This is a genomic window from Patescibacteria group bacterium (assembly GCA_026397045.1).
GTDB lineage: Bacteria > Patescibacteriota > Saccharimonadia > CAILAD01 > BJGX01 > JAPLVO01.
In genome coordinates this window covers 18,428-38,222 of the sequence record JAPLVO010000010.1, presented here as the reverse complement: position 1 = coordinate 38,222, position 19,795 = coordinate 18,428, and the positions used below count along the sequence as shown (strand labels likewise).

19 protein-coding genes and 3 tRNA genes are annotated in these 19,795 nt (G+C 44.2%); 3 read left to right on the top strand and 19 right to left on the bottom strand.

Annotated features, from left to right (window positions below):
* Positions 1-23 precede the first annotated feature (23 nt).
* The 7 genes from NT111_01850 to tilS form a co-directional block, all read right to left on the bottom strand.
* Positions 24-533: a nucleotide exchange factor GrpE gene (locus NT111_01850; GenBank protein MCX6804740.1), complete on the bottom strand. Its 510-nt coding sequence runs from the start codon at positions 531-533 to the stop codon at positions 24-26.
* Between the two features lie 14 nt (positions 534-547).
* Positions 548-1,246, bottom strand: a complete 699-nt coding sequence (locus NT111_01845; GenBank protein MCX6804739.1) for an HTH domain-containing protein — start codon at positions 1,244-1,246, stop codon at positions 548-550.
* Between the two features lie 123 nt (positions 1,247-1,369).
* Positions 1,370-1,981, bottom strand: coding sequence for a hypothetical protein (locus tag NT111_01840; GenBank protein MCX6804738.1), 612 nt, complete (start codon positions 1,979-1,981; stop codon positions 1,370-1,372).
* A gap of 50 nt (positions 1,982-2,031) precedes the next feature.
* The gene (gene lepA / locus NT111_01835; protein MCX6804737.1) at positions 2,032-3,804 is read right to left on the bottom strand and encodes a translation elongation factor 4; all 1,773 of its coding nucleotides are present in this window, start codon (positions 3,802-3,804) and stop codon (positions 2,032-2,034) included.
* Complete coding sequence (murJ, locus tag NT111_01830) at positions 3,797-5,383, bottom strand: murein biosynthesis integral membrane protein MurJ (GenBank protein MCX6804736.1); 1,587 nt, start codon at positions 5,381-5,383, stop codon at positions 3,797-3,799. Before murJ ends, lepA begins: the two co-directional genes overlap by 8 nt.
* Before the next feature lie 109 nt (positions 5,384-5,492).
* A complete protein-coding gene (gene ftsH / locus NT111_01825) occupies positions 5,493-7,358 on the bottom strand; it encodes an ATP-dependent zinc metalloprotease FtsH (GenBank protein MCX6804735.1) in 1,866 nt (621 codons plus the stop codon).
* Positions 7,355-8,671, bottom strand: a complete 1,317-nt coding sequence (gene tilS, locus NT111_01820; GenBank protein MCX6804734.1) for a tRNA lysidine(34) synthetase TilS — start codon at positions 8,669-8,671, stop codon at positions 7,355-7,357. Before tilS ends, ftsH begins: the two co-directional genes overlap by 4 nt.
* A gap of 107 nt (positions 8,672-8,778) precedes the next feature.
* Here tilS and NT111_01815 point away from each other — a divergent pair.
* Together NT111_01815 and NT111_01810 are read left to right on the top strand one after the other, a co-directional pair.
* Positions 8,779-8,855: transfer RNA gene (locus NT111_01815), tRNA-Met, on the top strand.
* 136 nt (positions 8,856-8,991) lie between these two features.
* Positions 8,992-9,068, top strand: a tRNA-Met gene (locus NT111_01810).
* Between the two features lie 31 nt (positions 9,069-9,099).
* Here the strand turns inward: NT111_01810 and NT111_01805 are convergent.
* From NT111_01805 to NT111_01775, 7 genes are all read right to left on the bottom strand, one after another.
* The gene (locus tag NT111_01805; GenBank protein MCX6804733.1) at positions 9,100-9,495 is read right to left on the bottom strand and encodes a septum formation initiator family protein; all 396 of its coding nucleotides are present in this window, start codon (positions 9,493-9,495) and stop codon (positions 9,100-9,102) included.
* 4 nt (positions 9,496-9,499) lie between these two features.
* Positions 9,500-10,552 (bottom strand): hypothetical protein, encoded by a 1,053-nt coding sequence (locus tag NT111_01800; GenBank protein MCX6804732.1) that lies wholly within the window; start codon positions 10,550-10,552, stop codon positions 9,500-9,502.
* Positions 10,553-10,615: 63 nt separating this feature from the next.
* Positions 10,616-11,422: a hypothetical protein gene (locus tag NT111_01795; protein ID MCX6804731.1), complete on the bottom strand. Its 807-nt coding sequence runs from the start codon at positions 11,420-11,422 to the stop codon at positions 10,616-10,618.
* Positions 11,423-11,508: 86 nt separating this feature from the next.
* A complete protein-coding gene (locus tag NT111_01790; protein MCX6804730.1) occupies positions 11,509-13,257 on the bottom strand; it encodes a hypothetical protein in 1,749 nt (582 codons plus the stop codon).
* Positions 13,258-13,328: 71 nt separating this feature from the next.
* Entirely contained in the window at positions 13,329-14,066 is a 738-nt protein-coding gene (locus NT111_01785) for a class F sortase (protein MCX6804729.1), read from the bottom strand.
* Positions 14,067-14,150: 84 nt separating this feature from the next.
* Positions 14,151-14,226 (bottom strand) — tRNA-Ile (locus NT111_01780).
* Between the two features lie 153 nt (positions 14,227-14,379).
* Positions 14,380-14,580, bottom strand: coding sequence for a hypothetical protein (locus NT111_01775; protein MCX6804728.1), 201 nt, complete (start codon positions 14,578-14,580; stop codon positions 14,380-14,382).
* A gap of 259 nt (positions 14,581-14,839) precedes the next feature.
* On the opposite strand from NT111_01775, the gene lexA reads away from it, so the two are divergent.
* Entirely contained in the window at positions 14,840-15,463 is a 624-nt protein-coding gene (lexA, locus tag NT111_01770) for a transcriptional repressor LexA (GenBank protein ID MCX6804727.1), read from the top strand.
* Between the two features lie 10 nt (positions 15,464-15,473).
* Here the strand turns inward: lexA and NT111_01765 are convergent, their stop codons facing one another.
* The 5 genes from NT111_01765 to NT111_01745 form a co-directional block, all read right to left on the bottom strand.
* On the bottom strand, positions 15,474-16,064 hold the full coding sequence (locus NT111_01765) for a hypothetical protein (protein MCX6804726.1): 591 nt from the start codon (positions 16,062-16,064) through the stop codon (positions 15,474-15,476).
* 3 nt (positions 16,065-16,067) lie between these two features.
* Positions 16,068-16,586, bottom strand: coding sequence for a hypothetical protein (locus tag NT111_01760; GenBank protein ID MCX6804725.1), 519 nt, complete (start codon positions 16,584-16,586; stop codon positions 16,068-16,070).
* 160 nt (positions 16,587-16,746) lie between these two features.
* Positions 16,747-17,448: a DUF4190 domain-containing protein gene (locus NT111_01755; protein ID MCX6804724.1), complete on the bottom strand. Its 702-nt coding sequence runs from the start codon at positions 17,446-17,448 to the stop codon at positions 16,747-16,749.
* Between the two features lie 59 nt (positions 17,449-17,507).
* Entirely contained in the window at positions 17,508-18,659 is a 1,152-nt protein-coding gene (locus NT111_01750) for an NADP-dependent malic enzyme (GenBank protein ID MCX6804723.1), read from the bottom strand.
* A 38-nt stretch (positions 18,660-18,697) separates the two neighbouring features.
* Positions 18,698-19,756 carry an AI-2E family transporter gene (locus NT111_01745; GenBank protein MCX6804722.1) on the bottom strand — a complete coding sequence of 353 codons (1,059 nt, stop codon included), beginning with the start codon at positions 19,754-19,756 and terminating at the stop codon, positions 18,698-18,700.
* Positions 19,757-19,795: the final 39 nt, after the last annotated feature.

The following is a 19,795-nucleotide window of genomic DNA, read 5'->3' as shown; positions in this document are numbered from 1 at the left end:
TAATTTAAGTTATTTTTTACTATTTAATTACTAGCTTTAGTATTTCCGCCACTTACTTTTACACGAGCCGGGCGGACGACTCTTTCTCCAATCTGGTAGCCCGGAGTGAGCACATCGGTTATGATCCCCTCCGGTTTATCAGATTGGACATGGTCGATTGCTTCGTGGATATTATGATCAAATTGCTCACTAATAGGATTAAGCTTTATAACCCCTAGATCATCTAGCTTTTGGGTGAGCTGCTGGCCAATATATTGCATACCTTGCGCCCAAGAGTTGGACTCCAGCTCTTTTGGCAAATGTGACGATGCAAGGTCAAAGTTATCTAGAGCTGGAAGTAGCTCATTGAGCACGGATTCTTTTGCCCTGGACATAGTGCTAGCCTGCTCCTCCTGCTGTCGTTTTTTGTAGTTTTCGAACTCGGCTTGGAGCCTCTGGAGAGCCTCTGTCAGCTCCACTGATCGCAGTCTATAATCAACTGTTAGCTTGGTCTTGGATTTTTTAGGCTTTGGGCTTGGGTTTTGCTTTGTCATAATATTGCCTTCCTTTACTCGCTAAATACTTCCTGCAGGGCTCTGCTAGTGCCCTCTACTAAGTCAAGAACTTTCTCGTAACTCTGCCTGGTGGGGCCGACGATACCGATGTAGCTTCGATCCGAATAGGGGCTTCTGAACCGATTGAGGACCATAGTTAGGCCACTGCTACGGGTTATGGGGTTCTCTTGTCCTATATATACCTGCATGTTCTCTATATCAGCACTAGCTAGCCAGGTTTGCATAGAATCAAGTAATTTGGCGGCCTGGCTAACCTGGGCTATATCGGTAAATTCTGGCTGGCTAAAAAGCTGGTTCATGCCGTGAAAATAAACTGAATCGCTAAGTGTAGCAAAGGTCATATTTCCTGTCATATCGCTTAGCGTCTCGGCGGCGATCTTGATTGCACCATCGGTGCGGTCCTTGAAGCTATCAACCCGCTTAGATATGGTCTGCATGCTACGGCCACTGATAGCTGGCCGATCGGCTATTTCATTTACAAAATGTCGATAGCCGGCGTCGGTGGGAACACGCCCAGAAGACACATGAGGCTGGTAAATATACCCCGAATCCTCTAGCGTCGACATATCAGATCGAAGCGTAGCAGAACTAAGGCCGAAGTGGCTGGCCAGCTCACGGGAACTAACTGGTTCGGCACTATCAGCGTAAAGCCTTACTATTTCGGCTAGGATGCTGCTTTGTCTATCTGTCATAATGTTAATAATAGTACTTGTACTATTGGCAGTCAACACATTAGAGTGCTAATGTATAACCATAATAATAAATTAGCACTCTAATGTCAAGAGTGCTAATAAGAAATAATTTATTCTGTTTTTCTAGCTTTTGGGGCAAGAGACCTTATTAAGCTTCCATACTTGGCTATCCTTTTTCATATCGAGATTTATTATGAGTGTAGATGGGGTACCTGCGCCCGGGTACTCACCGCTTATTTGCATCGAAGCGGAGGTTGGGGATGTAATTGTGGGCAGGCTAAAGGTATAGTCGCTAGATTTGTCTAATGTGTTTTGGCTACACGATATTAGGTCGTAAGACAAGCCAGAGTTATATTGCTCCACAAGTGCAGGCGTAATAAGATTATTTTTTAATAGATAATTAATATCTTTGTCCTTATTATCTATCCAGTACTTATAGATAGCCTGAACTTGATCTGTTATGGCTTTTTGATCCACCTCGGCCAGCACTTGGTCTTTTTTAGTGTCGTTGGCTTGCTCTGCCTGTACAGCTTTCAGTTCTGCGCTAAGATCATCTATTTGTTTTTGGGAACTAGCCTTCTGGGAATTGATAATTCTCTGTTGCCAAAACCACGACCCAACTCCACCCATTACAACTAGCACCAATAAAACCACGAGTGTGATCACTGTTTTCTTATCGACCTTTCGCTCGGCTATGTTTGTTTCAGTAGTATTGTCTAAGTTTTGATCTTCCATTTATACCTCCTTTGATTAGTAATTATAAAAGAGTTCAGCCTCTATCGCAATTAAGCTTTCTTAATAAGGTCCATAAAAACACTAGATGGTATAGAAACCTTGCCTATTTGTTTCATGCGGGCCTTACCCTTCTTCTGCTTTTGTAAAAGCTTCTTTTTGCGGCTAATATCGCCTCCGTAGAGCTTTGCCGTGACATCCTTTCGGACTGCCGAGATTGTTTCGCGGGCGATGAATTTTGCTCCAATTGCGGCCTGCACGGCCACTTCAAAATTTTGACGGGGGATCAACTTTTTTAATCTTTCGCAAAGATCTCGGCCATAGTTTTCTGCTTTGGCTCGAGCAATAATTACACCGAGGGAATCAACTTTCTCCCCCGCCAGCAGAATATCTACTTTTACAAGATCACCAGTTTCGTATCTGTCCCATTCATAGGTCAGCGATGCGAAGCCAGAAGATTGGCTCTTAAGGACATCATAAAAATCAGTTATAACTTCAGCCAATGGGGCTTCGAAACCGATTACGGCGCGCGATTGGTCGAAGTATTCGAGCTTGGTCTGCTTGCCTCTAGCATCAATAATAAGCCCTAGTACAGGGCCAATATATTCCGAGGGAGTTACGATCTCCCCTCTTACCCAAGGTTCTGCAATGCTCAGTATTTGGGATTCATCTGGCAGAGCACTGGCTTGCTCGACCCTCTCCTTGCTTCCGTTGGTCAACGAAACCTCATAGCTAACACTTGGACTTGTGACGATTAGATCCAGATCAAACTCCCTGTCCAGTCGCTCTTTAATTATCTCTAAGTGCAGCAGCCCAAGAAAACCGATCCTCACGCCAAAACCCAGGGCAGCTGAGTTTTCAGTAGTATAGGATAGCGAGGCATCATTTAGCGAGAGTTTTTCAAGCGAGTCTTTGAGCTTAGGAAACTCCTCTTGGCTAATTGGGTAGAAGCTAGCAAAGATTAAAGGCTGAACTTTTTTATAGCCCGGCAAAGGCTCGGTTGCTCTATTCTCGGCCAAGGTCACAGTGTCTCCAACCCTAGCGAACTGTACCGACTTAATATTGGTGGTGATAAATCCTATCTGACCGGGGCCTATCTCGGGATCCTCGACTCTAGCTGGCGATAAATGACCAACCTCCAAGGCCAGAGAATCGCTTTCAGACTGCATCAGAGTGATCTCGGAATTGGTAAAAATAGTACCACTAACTACTCGCACATAGAGTATTACCCCTCGATAGCCATCATAGATTGAGTCAAATATTAAAGCTCTGGTTGGACCTTCTTCGTGTGTAGGTGCCGGGACATCTTTTATTATTCTGTCGAGAAGATCATCTACTCCCTCTCCGGTCTTTGCAGATATACTGCTAACGCTCAGTGGATCTACCCCTAAAAGATTACCAATTTCTTGCGCAACCCTTTCTGGCTCAGCCGCAGGAAGATCGATTTTGTTCATTACCGGGATTATATGTAACCCAGCCTCAATAGCCATATACACATTTGCTAAGGTCTGGGCTTGTATACCTTGGCTTGCATCCACCACTAGGATTGCTCCTTCGACGGCCTCAAGCGATCGGCTTACCTCATAGCTAAAATCAACATGCCCAGGGGTGTCAATTAGATTTAACTCGTGTCCCTTCCAATTCATGCGAGCAGGCTGCAGCTTGATGGTTATTCCTTTTTCTCGTTCCAGCTCCATAGTGTCGAGTAGCTGGGCCTTCATGTCGCGTTTGGCTACGGTTCCTGTAATCTCAAGTAGGCGATCTGCCAAAGTGGATTTGCCATGATCAATATGAGCTATAATGCAAAAATTCCTAATCTTATCCACGATGCACCACCTTATTGATATTTTTACGCACAATCTTAGTTACGGTCTGTATTTCGGGAACACCCAGAGATCGGGCTGAAATATAAAACAATATTAAGCCGATTAAACAAATTAGGGTAAACTGCGGTGCGAGCTGAGAGAACCCAATATCGGATTTATTCAGCGGGAACAAGTACCTCACCATCAGATACATCAGGGTCGACATAGCAAGGGAAGCTGTAGTTATTTTTAATGCTGACTTAAAAATAGAAGATAGGCCATAATCGCCTATTTTGCGCCTTAGTAGCGCCAGCAATATTATTAGTTCAGCAAAACCAGTTATAGATAGCGCCAGCCCAAGGCCCGCGACCCCATACATCCTGGAGAGTGGAATACTGATAGATACATTTAATATAATCGATGCCAAACTAACGAACAGAGGAGTTTTGGTGTCCTCCAAAGCATAGAACACTCTGGCTACCATAAAAAACAAACTAGTGGCAATTATTGAGCCAGCTAGTAAGCCTAGTGTATCTGCGGTGACTTGATCGCTAAAGCCAAATAAAATGCGCACTATGTAGCCTCTCATCACTATAGCGATAAAGGCTGATGGCACTACAAAAAACATCAGGATGCTGAGGTCCTTAACAATAGCCGATGCCAGCTTAGATTTATCCTTGTTCCCAGCGGCCCTTACCAAAGAAGGGAAAAAAGCAGTGCTCATTGCGGCGCCGAATAATGCCACAGGTACATTTTTAAGGTTATTGGCGTAATAGTATGATGACAAACTGCCTGAAGCTAGGTTGGAAGCTATTGCTGTCTGGACTATCCAATTGATCTGATCTATTGCAAGATCTAATGATCTTGGTATCATCAGCTTAATTATCTTAATCACACCCTTGTTTTTATACTGCATGGTAAGCTTGTATTTATAACCTAACCCAAATGCACCAATAAATTGTAATACTGCCTGCATTGCGGTTCCGGCGACCACGCCGATCGCTACGCCATATATCGGCTCCCCTGCAAAGAACCTACTAAAGAATATGATACCGATAATTATTCCGAAATTATAAAACACACTCGACATAGCGTAAATCAAGAAACGATTATAGGATTGCTGGATTGCTCCAAACACACTCGATATCACAAAAAACAACGGTGCTGCAAGCATCATCCTGGTAATATTAACTGTCAAATCGTGCCTGTAAGTATCAAATCCTGGGGTCAAGAGTGTTACGAGTGGGCTAGCGAAAATAAAGGCCAGGATGCTGGCAAAGCCCACAGTCAGTAGAAGTATGTTTAGTACCGAGTTGGCCACCACCCAAGCCTCTCGCTCTTGCTTTTTTTCCAGATAACCAATAAATACTGGTATAAAGGATACTGCAAAGGCCCCAGAAACGATCAGCGTGAATAGGAGGTCGGGGATCTTAAAGGCTGCCGTATAGGCATCGGTTTGCGGGCTAACTCCAAAATTACTAGCTAGCAATCTATCCCTGACAAGCCCCAGGACCCTACTCAGAAAATAAGAAAACGAGATAACAAATGCGGCCATTCCCATGGTCCGCGATTTGTTGATTTTGTTTAATAAATTATTCACGATAGTTTATTATACTACCAGATGGGAGTGCAATATAACCTACAATAGCCGAACAAGCCCCTTGCTGGCTCGATTGTGTTAGATTGTCCGAGATAGTCCTACTAGCTCCTTAGGTGGTCTTATTCTTAGGTTTTTTGGTTGCTGCGGTCTCTTTTTTGATTTGGTTCTTAACCGATGTTAGCAACTTATCGAAGTCCTTGCCTTCAATAGTTTCCTTTTTAAGCAGGGTGGTGGCAATAATATCTAGCTCACTTCGGTACTTTAATATAGTCGATTCGGCAAGCTTGGTTGCTTCATTAATGATTTTTTCTATTTCGCTATCTATCTTTCGCGCCATATCTTCGGAGTAGCCTCGCTCTTGTGGCATTGCTCGGCCCATGAACATTGAGCCTTGATCGTCCCCAAAAAATCTATTCTGCAAAGACTTACTCATGCCATACTCTGTCACCATACGCCTAGCAAGACCATTGGCGTGCTTAAGATCGCTCTCTGCTCCCGTAGTGATATTTTGTTCGCCGAAGACAATCTTCTCTGCTGTTCGGCCACCTAGCGACATGGCGATATCATCCTTGAAATCAGCCAGTGAATGAAGGTGCTTGTCTTCAATAGGAAGACTCCAGGTTACACCCCCTGCCATCCCTCTACTAACAATAGATACCTTATGTACTGGGTGGCAGTTAGGTAGCAAATAGCCAATAAGTGCATGGCCAGCTTCATGATATGCAGTCACCTTCTTTTCCTTATCGCTCAAAATATGACTTCTGCGCTCTGGCCCTAATGCTATCTTTTCGACTGCTTCATGGAAGTCGGCTAGGGATATCTTTTTACGGTTGGAGCGAGCTGCAAATATAGCTGCCTCATTAGCTATATTAGCCAAATCAGCACCAGATACGCCTGGGGTCTTTCGAGCAACTTCCTTGAAATCTATGCCTTTCTCTAGTGGCTTTTTCCTGGTATGAACCTCCAAAATCTCCTGCCGAGACTTCATGTCTGGCACATCTAGGGTAACTCTCCTGTCAAATCTGCCTGGTCGAAGTAGGGCTGGGTCTAATACATCGGGTCGGTTAGTAGCGGCAATTACTATTACATTCGTGCCCTGCTCGAACCCATCCATCTCTACAAGGATTTGGTTTAGAGTCTGTTCTCTTTCGTCGTTTCCGCCCCCCATTCCAGCTCCGCGCTGCCGACCAACTGCGTCGATTTCGTCTATAAATATAATACAGGGGGAGTTCTTTTTTGCGCGGGCAAATAGATCCCTTACGCGACTCGCCCCCACACCCACAAACATCTCCACGAACTCTGATCCAGAGATGCTAAAAAATGGTACATCGGCCTCTCCTGCTACTGCTCGAGCCAGCAAGGTCTTACCTGTGCCGGGGCGTCCGAAAAGCAGGACCCCTTTGGGTATCTTGGCCCCTAAGGCTTCGAACTTAGCCGGAAACTTCAAGAATTCCACTATCTCTTCTAGTTCCAGCTTGGCCTCCTGTACGCCTGCAACATCCTTGAACTTAACCTTGTTTTTTTCCATACCAAATACCCTGGCCTTAGATTTGCCAAAGCTCATAGCCTGGCTATTACTGCCTTGAGCTTGACGCATAATGACATAAAAGAATCCTGCTATTAGCACAATAGGAATAATAGCTAGTAGCACGTCCAGCCATCTGCCGCCGCCTGCGTCTGGGTTCTTAGCCTCTACCTTTACCTTGTTATAGTCCACGCCAAAATCACTAAGACTCTTGAATGATTCCTTGTAAGATTTTTGCTTTGTTCCATCCTTAAGTGTAACGATTATCTCATCACCGGATACTTGGATTTTTTCTACCTTGTCTTGCTTGGTTTCATCTAGAACAGTGCTAAAAGGCACTTCTTCTGGGGCCTTGGTCAGTAAAGAGCCATTGCCCATACTCAAAACAAGCACCACTAGTACTACAAAAGCCGCAACTGCATACCAGACATTTTTTGGAACTTTTTTCATACTACCTCGCAATTTAAATACTGATAATTATCGGTTGATACATCAAAAAATCTTCTATCCTTGACTACATTAGGGACCCATACGATTTCGTTTGAAGCAGTCACGACGACTGGCCAAATAGCCCTCAGGTGCCTAGGCACTTTAGCATCCACGAAAACATCCTGGAGCTTCTTTGAGCCAGACATGCCCATGGGCCTAACCCTATCCCCTGCCTGCCTATACCTAACATATAATTTTCGCGCTGGGATCTTCGTTCCTGCACTGCCTTTAGTGCTTATGGAAAGGCGAAACAGCTTGTTGTGAAATGGCCTATCTGTTCTGAAGATATGAAGGCTATCATCGGCTTCACTGGAGAAGTCTTTTTTATCTGAAGTGATTACAAACTTATCATAGGTATTAATTAGTTGCAAGCCATCTGGCAGGGACATTTGCGAGCCCGTCTTGGATGTGTTTATAAATTTAACAGCCTTGGTTACGCCAACACTGGACAGACCGTGCACAGGCCTAAGTCGCTTCACCAGGAAAACGAGTAGGCTTTTCTGGATAGAATATGGTAGCTGGCCGAACCTTTGAGCCGATATCTGCAGAGATTTATCATCTTCATATTCCACCAGCGTTCGGGCGACTCGGCCCAGCCCAAGGTTAACCTTCCTGTTAATGTCCGTAAGGCTAGATAGCCTGCGATTCATGTTGTGGTGAAAATTACGATACGCAATACTACCGTGAGGGATAAGGATATTGCGTACGAAATTACGGCTATACCCGAGGTCGCTATTGGTGCTATCCTCGCGATATTTAAGGCCCTTAAGGCCGGCATAAACTATAATCTCTGCCTTAGAAAACGGCAGGAGTGGCCTAATAATCGAGCCTCTCCTTGGCTTCAAGGCCACCATGCCCTCCCTATCTGAGCCTCTAATGGTATTAAATATTGCAGTTTCTATGAAGTCGTTATTATGGTGGGCGGTGATAATATAGTCAAAGGCTAAGTCACGGCGAATTTCTTCTAAGAACTCATACCTATACTTGCGCAGGGTGGCTTCGGTGAAATTAGTATATTCATACTTGCCCATATAATAAGGAATGCCGTACTTGTCGGCTAGCTCCCCTACAAGCATGGCATCCTGGCTAGCATCAGGCCTCATGCCGTGGTTATAGTGAGCGACAGCCAGCTTCCAGCCATATTCTGCTCTAAGGCCGTTAATAAGATCGAGTAAAACAACCGAATCGACACCACCAGAAACGGCTACCAATATCTTGCTATGCTTGGGTAGGAGTTTACGATCCTGCAAGTGTTTATGTAAATTACTTAGCATGCTTCTATTGTAGAGGATATGGGCAATATAATAAACGCCCCGACCAGCTTAACTAGCTTGACCAATTGCTATATTTGGGCTAAAATAATTACCATTCTCTAAAATGCCGCGGGGTAGAGCAGTCTGGTAGCTCGTCAGGCTCATAACCTGGAGGTCGCAGGTTCAAATCCTGCCCCCGCTACCAAAGTAAAAACCCAACCTATGCGTTGGGTTTTTACTTTGGCGATATGCCCCCTACTAGCTTGAAATTACAGGGTCAATATGTAATAATAACAGCTTGAAAACAGTCTTTTTTAGGATTTTTTCATCAATGGTAGTTAGGCTGGGTAGCTCAGTTGGTTAGAGCGCGGGACTCATAAGCCTGAGGTCGGAGGTTCAAATCCTCCTCCAGCCACCATAAAATACCTCTAAACTTATCTAGAGGTATTTTATTTATCAAAAATAAAAATCGACCACTGCTGGTAATTGGGTTTTTCGGAAAGCACCTGTTCGTCGGACTTTAGTTCTATCTTGGACTGACTCGAATCTTCGGCTCGGTCGCGCTTATCATCTTTAATAATCACGACCGACTCACCGGCTCCAGCAACATTTAGCTTTTCCCGAGCCAGTTTTTCGCGGAATGAATCGGTCTTATAATATGTTATTTTATAGCCAAGATCTTCAACCTGCCCTTCAAGCCTGGAAATCTGCGAATCTAGCTCGTCGGCCTTACTTCTAAGCTGATAGTTACGGCTGGTTTCACTCGCTAAGATCACAAACATATAGACTAGGGCGATCGCGCCAGCCCACAATATTATTTTTCCAGATTTTAGATACTTACGCATACACCTATTTTAGCAAAGTTATAATATCTTCGTGGTATTTAACGAACTCTTTTTGCTTATTGTTAAGTCTGATATCGCTCATCTGCACAAAGCGATTAAATTTTACAAGCCCCAGCCAGCCATTTTTGGGAATTGCAATGATATCGTTACAGCCACTATTGGCATAGTAATACTTGCCTCGCTTAACGACCGCTCCCCTATGTGTATGGCCTAAAATCAAAACATCATACCGATTACGCTTCTGGTATTCAAATATAGAATCCATGAATCGTGTCCCACCCCCAAAAACTCTAGCTGCTAATAGCCTCAAGACTCTGTCGAAAAGTAAGGTCGCTAGCCATGCCGCCACAAGCACAGCCAATGCTGAAAACAAATATCTGGGGTCTCGCTCATACAGTGCCGCCGCCATGGACAACCCCAGCACGAGTGGAACTAGCAGTGGCACAACTAGGCCGTACACTAGATTGCTCAAAACATAGCTCGGGAGAAGTTCACGACCGACAACATCCCCGATACCTTTAAATAAAGTTGGGGCATATAGCTGAAGCATAGGAAGGGTGTGCTGAACTAGCCTCTTGCCATAAGACACGCCTGTTGGACTCGTCTTGTTGTAATGGTCGTGCTCATGGCCGTGTTCAATCCTGATAAGCCTACGGCCCTGTCTGAGCTCTATGGAGCTGGCTATCTCGGCACCCCATTGCTTTAGTAGTACCGCCCTATCATTTGCGCTGGTGGCCAAAAGCTCATCATGATTACCGACGCAGTAAAGTAATCTGTGCCCCCTTCCGCCACTGAAGTTCTTAATGGCAGCATCAAGGGCCTCGAACCCAGCGATTATGTCGGCGATAGTTTGGTCCTTCTGCTCCCACAGCTCAAATATATCCCCGTTAAGCACTAATATCGCATCTTTGCTTTTGGACAAGTCGACAATCCTTGCTACTAATGATTTCTCAATCAAATCAAGCTCGGGTGTAGTGGGCAGCATCAAATGTATATCACTCAAAACCAAGATACGGACGGATTCGCTTATTTTTAATTCCAGTGTTTGGATTATCATATCCTGCTATTTTAAGCCACAGCCCACCCTGCTGTCTATAAGCTGGCTTAGGCTGGTACCTAGCTAAGCCCCGGGGGTTATCTGCCACTGAAAAAGAAATACAGAATCGGAGCCGTCTTTGTAGAAACCGAATTCGAAACTACCATCAGGTGTGGATTGAGCAAAGCTAAGCGTACCCTTTACCACGACTCGGTCGCCTGAATCGTTAGTACTCACAGATGCGATCTGCCAACCGTCGATAAGGCTTAGGTTTGCCCCCTTGGCGTCACTAGCAAAGCCCTCGATGCCATCGGTGTACTCTTTTTTAAGTTCTGGAGCCAGCTGGGCGAAGGCCTTGTCGTATTCTTGAGCCTTTAGGGACGATAAAAACAGTTCGCTTTTCGACACTGCCTTGATCTGTTCAGGAGTATATTTGCTAGGATCGGTATTAGTTGCCGCATTATCCTGTGATGAGTTTTCTTCAGATTGGGGCTTGTTGTTTGCCGGCACAGGCTGGGTTGGCTTGCGAATACTCATATAATACATTGCTCCAAACACTGCGCTAGCAACTATAGATATAGTTATCACCACGGCAAGAAGATACTTTAAGATTTTATTTGCTTTAGGGGTCTTATTAAATCGCCTCACGCTAGGGTTAAATGCATTATTGGCTTGGTTGTCTGCTTCGCGAGCCCTAACGCGCGCAGATATTTCGGCTTCCAGCGCCGCATCACTGTTTGGTGCCGGGTCACTGCCCGAGCCGAGGCTTTCAGATGGCGAGCCAGCTGGCACTTGGTTGCCTTGCGATCCTGCACCCAGAGGCTTGTTCTGTGATTGATTTAACTCACCAGAAAGGGGGCTATGTGCTAGATCAATCCTGCCATCCTTCAAGATATTTTAGTCTCCTATCAACTTAATGTAGTGCTTGATAATTGGGGCGGGTAGCCTGGTCGCGAGATACCGCCATTTATCGGCTATTATCGCTTAGCCAACCTAGAGGATTTGATCTCGATACTAATCCAGAACCCAGCTAGACCAATAACCATAGCTACTGCGACTCCTGCTAACGCCACCGGGGAGCTAGTTCTGACCAATGTAGCCACAGATGCGTTGGGAGCGCCGGGGGTAGATGAACCAGATGCGGAACTGCCCGAACCAGCAGAACCAGCAGAACCTGTTGCGCCTGTTGCACCCGTCGCACCCTGTGGGCCAGTTGGGCCAGCTACGCCAGTTGGGCCAGCAATACCCTGTTGAGCCAATAGGTCCCAGCCGTTTGCAGTAGTAGGTGTGGTGCCCGCTGGGCATGTAGTTGCCGGAGAAACAGGGTCGCAAACATATGAAGACCCATTATAAAATACCGTTTGCCTGGCAGTATAGATTGTCGTGGGGCTAAAAGTCCCCAGCCATGTAAAGCTGGTTCCATTGGTTCCATTGGTTCCATTGGTTCCATTGGTTCCATTGGTTCCATTGGTTCCATTGGTTCCATTGGTTCCAGGGGTCCCTTGCGAAGCCATAAGATCCCAATCGGTAGATGTGCTAGATGGTGTACTACCAGAACAGCTTGCAGTGACACAAACATAGGAAGAACCACTATAAAACACAACATCATTGGGCGCATAAAGCAGTGTGGCCGAATAATCACCACGCCAATTCAGAATTGCAGGCATTGCACCCCAGTATGATAATATAGTGTTCGGGTCAGTAAGGTCATTGCCTAAAATCAACGCTCTACGATTAGTTACTACATTCGCTGAAGAGTAATCGGCAAACTGAACTTGGTACCCTGATCCTGTACTATCTGAAAGGGTGTAGGTTATTCGATTTCCGTCAGGCGAAAAGATAGGATTTGCAACAGAGTCTGTTGCACCTAGGGGTGTAGAAAAAGTGACAAGCGTCGCTGAATTTTGTGTAGTGGATATAGTTTCTGGATTGCTTAAATAAAATAGACGATAAATGCCGGGGTCGGCAAAAGTATTCTTATGGAATATGAGCTTAGTATTATCCGGGCTTAAATCTGGTGCCGCTGATATCTGAACACCACCAAAGTTTATCTGCGTTAAAAGGAATGGGGAATTGATTGTAGAGGTAGTTACTGCAACTCTCCATATGTTGGTTTGGCCAGGAGTACCAGAATTTGAGGCGGAGTAGTAGATATTGGTTGCGGCGTTATTAAAGATCGGGTACATAGATGTATTGGAGCTAGAACTGCCAGAGGTTTGCTGGGTTTTGGTTGCACCTACTGTGGCATTGGCGGTAAACACTTCATTGCCAGCCAAACCAGTAACTGCTGCTGCTACAAAAACAATCTTAGAGCCGTCCTTGCTAAACTTAGGCTCCCCATAATAATCATTGGGGGCCGACTGAGTACCTTGCAATATTACCTTGCCAGAGCCGTCAATATTCATCATCCGAATTCTATAAGTACCAGAAGTAGTAGCGTCATAGCTTGTATAAATTATCTTTGTGCCATCACTAGAGACCCCTGGGTAACCATTGGCCTCATCATCGCTAGTGAGCTGAACCAAAGCGCTACCATCTGGGTTAGCAGACCAGACCTCCACGGTATTTGGTAATCCAGCTGATCGCTCCTGCAAAAATACTATTCGGCCATTAGTGCCACTATACTGCGCGCTAGCTGGCTTCGCGAGCAAGAACATTCCTGGTATAAGGAGGCTTAATACCGCTAAGGATAGTATATTTGTACGGCGAGTCATGTTGATTTTCATTTTTTCCTATTCTACTTAGATTTATAATTACGCTTATGATTAATTGTATTCAAATTGCTTTGGGTTGTCAACTACTCTATTAGCCTAGAAAAAACAATGTAGCGTTGGTCGTAACTACTAGTGCCATTACTCCAAGTCCCCACGCAAGTCACAAGGTTAAGATATTTGCCGTCATTTTTATTAAAAAGCTCTTGCAGCGGCACATCAGCCAAGGCGTATTTACCTATATTATAGACCGAGTACTTTTGTATTTTGCCGGCCTTGCTTTTGACCTCTAAAACATCCCCGTTTTTGAGCTGATCTAGCGATCTGAACACCCCTATTTCGTTGGGTCCGCCATAATGGCCTGCAAAAACTGCAGTGCCTATTTGGCCCGGTACTGCACCATCCTTGTACCAAGCCAGCCTTTGAAGGCTGGGTGAAGTAGCCATTTCGCCTTTTGTATTGAGCCCAACAGGGTCGATTGGAGCGTTAATAAATAGCTTAGGTATCACTAAGGACATATCGGATACAGCCAAGGCTGGGGCAGGCAGGGCTGGCTCAGAAACTGCTTTTACTTCGGTCTTAGGCTTGGCTTTGGGGGATTTAGCGACCACCGCTACATCACTCTTTATAGGGCTATGGCTGATCTTCGAATCAACCACGGCTAACATCACCACCCCTTCCAGCAAGAATAAAGCTATAATTACCGCAGACCTCATGGCCAGCATCTTATTTCGGCCGAAGCCCGAGCTCTTTTGTATGCTAAGCGTTTTGAGGTAGGGATGATCTGGCTTATAAGCTGCCCGTGTGTTTTGTTTTTTTACCATAGACTATTTATTGTAAAGGGCTTATGTTGTAAGGGCAAGTTTTAGACAATAAAAAAAGATCACATAAGCGACCTTATTCTACTATGGTGGGCCCGGTTGGATTTGAACCAACGGCCAATCAGTTATGAGCCGACTGCTCTAACCACTGAGCTACGGGCCCTTGATATAATTATCAAGTAAATTGACATATTTTTCAAGCTAAAGAACTTAATAAATACCAGCTGGTATATTACCGCAAATTATCTATATAAGCAAAAAGCACCTTCTTGCGTTGGTGCTTTTTTGCCAGTAGCTAAGTGCTACTTTATCTAGACTATCTGTCTTTTTTCAAGATAGGTAGGCCGGTTCGAGTATTTTCAACAATGATATAGCCCTCTGGAAGTGCATCTATTGCGCCTTCTTTGGCTTCGCGACCAAAAAAGAATATCCTTTGCAATCGTCCACCCTTAAGAGTAACCTCTCGTGAGTGAAGATAATATGTCTGACCTTTTGAATTAACATGTGAAAATGCCATTGTTCTGTTTCCTCCATTAAATATTACTATGTAGTCTAGGTTATTCCAGGTACAATCTTATGTCAATAGAAAGAGCCTGAATTTTTATCGGCTACTGGTGGTGATTGCAGGCATCGCAGAGGAAACACAGCTGCAAGGCTGTATCTGGAATATTGATTAGGGCTGAATTAACCGCAAGAAACTTATGCTATAGTGCTTGACAGGTTCGTTCTATGTTCGCTATAATTAAAAGCGATATAAAACTTGGAGGTAAATATAAATGAAACCAGCATTAACCAAAAAACAGCGCAAGACACTCGACTTCATAACGACCTTTATAGAGCAGAAGGGATACTCCCCTAGCTACCGCGAGATCGCTAACGGGCTTAAGCTCAACTCCGTAGCCACCGTGGCCCAGCATATAGATACTCTTGTAGATAAGGGTTTCCTAGAGAAAGGTGCAAATTCGGCTCGGTCACTTATCCCAGTACTTGAGGTACAGTCCTCCATCAATGAGCCTGGTATAGGGTTGCCAATTTTAGGCATGATTGCCGCGGGAAGCCCCATAGAAACTGTCACAGGCCACAAGGAGACCCTAGAAGTCCCCGCTTTTATGGTGGGTAGCAAGAACTCTTATGTGCTTCAGGTGAAGGGCCAAAGCATGATCGAAGATGGCATACACGATGGGGATTATGTGGTTGTTCAGGAAAAATCAGTTCCTAGTAATGGGGACACCGTGGTAGCGCTAGTCAATAATAACGAAGCAACGCTCAAAAGATATTATAAGGAGCCCAATAGAATCAGGCTACAGCCGGCTAACTCTACTATGGAGCCAATATATGTAGAAAAGGGGACCCCAATAAAGATACAAGGCGTGCTTATTGGTTTAATTCGCAAGTACTAGGAGCCTTTCGCTACTCCAGTATAATTATCCAATCCATCAACACCTTGAATAAATAAAAATTGACAAACATACCTATAAATCCAGCGATAATCTGCAGTGAGCCAAAAATCAATTCATAGCCGACTGTCAATATGCCCCCAGTCCACATACTTATAAAGAACGGGACTGTAACATTAAGGCTGAGCAGGCCCAGGGCGATTATGCCAGCTAGCGCGCCTGCCTGTACTAGAGATCTATGGAGCTGATCTTGCTTGGCGCTTTGGTTTATAAATTTCTGGCCTACCTCAGCCTCCCCTCTTGCCTCCGCAAAAAAAGAATGGATGGACCAAATTACGCTATAAGCCACCAGGCCGACTCCGGCCCAAAATACGACCAAGCTGGCTGTATTGGCAAATTTATTATCGGCGAATATCGCATCTATCTGGGCACTAAAGCTATCCTGCAGTTTTGTGTCAGAAAATATTGTTTCCTGAGTTAATCTTAAATACACCAAATTTCCCTCAAAAACCACAAAAACAAGCAGCACCAGAAAGATGATTATCCATGCCTCACGCTTGCTAGGAATTAATATTCTGAGTAAGTCTTGCTTTGTGATGTTCACTAGCTACTGCCTATTGACCGATATGATTATATTAGTAGTTTTTGTTGCGGGATCTGTGGCAGATATAGTGGTCAGCCGAGAGCTGTTTTTAGTCACTGATTTAGCTTTTAGCCCGCCCAAATCAAAAGTGGATGCCCCTGGCTCAGCTGTCCAGCCACTCTCTATTAGTGCAGAATTATAATAACCATCCACCTGCTCTTTGGAATCTTTACTAGTTAGCTTAAGGCCAGTCAGATTATTTTCTTTGCTATATTCTATGACGCGTGAACCGGGGTATATTGGGATGTCTTTTGCAAAATCGGCTGGCAGGCTAGTAGAATCGACATTATTATTATTTTGTTGCGAAGACTTTGCAGAGTTGTTATTGTTACCGTTTTGTATTGTACCTGTAAGCTCTTTTTGCTGATTATTGGGTTTTAATAAAGTAATAAAAGCTATTATCAGTACTCCCGCAAACAAAAATGCAGTAAGCCACACTATAAATCTAAAACTCGGAGCTCCCTGTTTGGCTGGATCAGGCATTTTTAGCCTTTTTGGGCTGTGCTGTATCTAATATTTTATCTCTATGTTTCATTATTATTTATACACTTAACTCTACTATACTTGGTTATTTGGCTCAAGCTTACTTCTGGCCTTAGGAGCTCTAAAATAATCTACACCAGTTTGCTTATAACTCTACTGATTAGTCTTTAATCTGGGATACCGAAATAGTTACTGTGGTTTGATTTTTATCGGTGCTCTCGCCAATGGTTACGCCAACCCTAGAGCCATCCTTCACCAATGCTAGCGAGCTAAAGCCCCCAAATTCTGCGCTTGAGCTACCATTTTCAGACACCCAGCCATTATTTGCTAGGGTTGTTTTGTAATAAGCTTCTACCTGGCTTTTAGAGTCTGGAGTACTAAGGGCGACACTATAGTTGCCATCTATGCTAGTAGAAGCCAGTACTTTGGCACCAGGATATATAGGGACATCTTTCGGGAAGCCATCTGGAATTTTGGACGAACCAATCTCGGCCTCATTGCCGTTCTCCCCGCTTATTGAAACGCTGTTATTTTCTGTGCGGAGGCTATCTTCGTTGCTGGCTACGCCTATTACTATCACGAAAAAAAGCCCTATAGCTATAGTAACAAGTGTAATTACCACTGAAACAACGATCGCAGAGATAGCCAAGCCTCGGCCAGCTTCTTTATTTTTCTTAATACTGCCTAGGGCTAAGATACCCAGTATGAAGCCAACTACCGGAGCTAAAAACGCCATTGCAAGAGCGGCGATGGCAAGTCCGCTAGTTTTTTCATTTGTGGATGATACTGTTGCTGGCTCTTGAGTTTGAGTTTCTATTGGTTCTGTTTTCGAAATATTATCTGGCTCTTTTTCTGGTGACATATATTATTTTAACTTTCTATATTACTAATCTTGATGATACTTTACTTATTATGGTAATACTATAGAATACTTTTCGCAATAGCCCCAACAACTGATGGGTCAAATACAGAAGGTATAATATTATCCGCTGTAGGTTGTTCTACGACGCCAGCTAAAGCCACGGCGGCCTCAATCTTTACCTTGCTAGAAACCTTTACTATATTATTGTCTATAAGACCCTTAAAAAGACCTGGGAAAACCAGTACATTATTTATTTGGTTCGCAAAGTCAGATCTTCCGCTCGCAACAATCATAGCCCCAGCCTCTAGGGCCAAATCTGGCAAAATCTCTGGCTCTGGATTGGCTAGAGCAAAAATAATACTTTTTGGATTCATAGTTTTAATGAGTTCTGAAGGCAACTTGCCACCACTAGAAAGACCAATAAATATATCGCTGTTTTCTAGTGCATCTTTTAGATCACCCTGCTGGTCATGTTTGTTGGTTAGCCCAGCTATTACTTGTTTTTCTTTGTTAAGATCATTTCGTGAGCTAGATATTATTCCTTTGCTGTCTACCACAACAATATCTTCAAAGCCGTATTCTACAAGCAAGCTCGCCACGCCCACACCAGCCGCGCCAGCACCCAATATCACTACCTTACTTGTATTGGCGGCTTTGCCTACCACCTCGAGAGCATTTATTAGCCCGGCTAACACTACTATGGCGGTAGCGTGCTGGTCGTCGTGCACAACGGCAATACTTAGAGCTTCTTGCAGGCGTTTTTCAATCTCAAAACATTTGGGCGCCTGTATATCTTCTAGGTTGATAGCAGAAAAAGCTGGTGCGATGTTTATAATGGTTTGTACTATTTCATCTGTGTCTTGAGTGTCTAGTACTATAGGAAAAGAGTTAAGCCCAGCTAGCTGAGAAAAAAGCATAGCTTTGCCTTCCATCACAGGCAATGCACCAAGTGGGCCGATGTTACCAAGGCCAAGTACTGCTGAGCCGTCTGAAATAACTGCTACAGTATTGTGTTTTATGGTGTAATCTGGGGCCAACTCTGGCTTCTCTGCCAATAGCTGCGATACTGCACTCACCCCCGGCGTGTAGACCAAGCTAAGATCAGCTTCAGTTTTTACCTCTAACTTGCTTTGGCTAGTGATTTTGCCTTTTAGTTTTTTGTGGAGTTCTAGGGCGAGTTGTTGGTAGTTTGGTGAGCTATTAGTTGTCATTAGATAATTATTATACTAGATCCCAAGCAACTAATAAACTATTTGCTATGTTTATTTGGGTACTTTCTCTCGAGGTAGTCCTTAATTAGTATTTGTGAGGATGCGGCGATTGGTATTGCGACCAAGGCCCCCACTAGCCCGCCGAGGCTGGCGCCAAACAAGGCCGCTATCCCGGCAATTAACGGAGATATATTGACGGTTTTGGAAAATACATAGGGCTGCAGAATATTATTCTCTATTTGTTGGTACACCAGAAAGAAAATAGCTGCAGCGATAGCTGGGGGGACACCACCGTAAACCAGCACCACAGAAACTGCTATTATAGATGCCAGCAGTGCTCCGAACATCGGTATTAGGTCCAGAACAGCGACTGTAAATGCCAGCGAAAATGCATATGGGTTTTTCAGTAATAATAGAAATATCAGCGTTACAGCACCTGCCACTAAGCTAGTCAGTAAGTTGCCACCAATATACCCGCTAACTGTCTTTTGCATTCGGGAATACAGGTGCTTACGATGGCTGCGCTTGCTTGGGTCTTGGTATCGCCAGAATAGATCGTGGAATTTAGGCCACTCTAAAACCATAAAAAATGTAAAAACAATAATCGTGAAAAATGCAAAAATACTACTGAATATCCCCGTAAAGACATTAACAACTCCGCCGCTGGCTGTTGTAAAGAAATTCGTTATGCGTTCGCCATTTAAAGATAATGTATTGCTGATATCATTCTTAGCAAGATAGTCCGAAACTGGGTTATCATTACTTAGAAAGTCTGAATAGTATCCTGGCAAATTTTTTAACATCTCGCTAAACTGCCGAAATAGTGGGGGTGCTATCGTAGATACGAAATATGCGATTCCGAGGATTGCCCCAGCGACCACGATAAGTACTGCCAAACCTCGGCTTTTACGAGGTAGCTTGCTACTTAGCCAATCTACAGGACGCTCCAGGGCGAGAGCAAAAAAGAAAGATATACCCACCCAGACAAGTGGCTGCCTAAGCGTGACAATCAAAAAAACAGCTATGACAAAGGCCACTATGATGGCCAGAATCCTAACAATGGTATTATTGCTTATTTCATTAATATTTGAACTCATATATATATTGTACTACTAAATATATGTTTATATAAAACA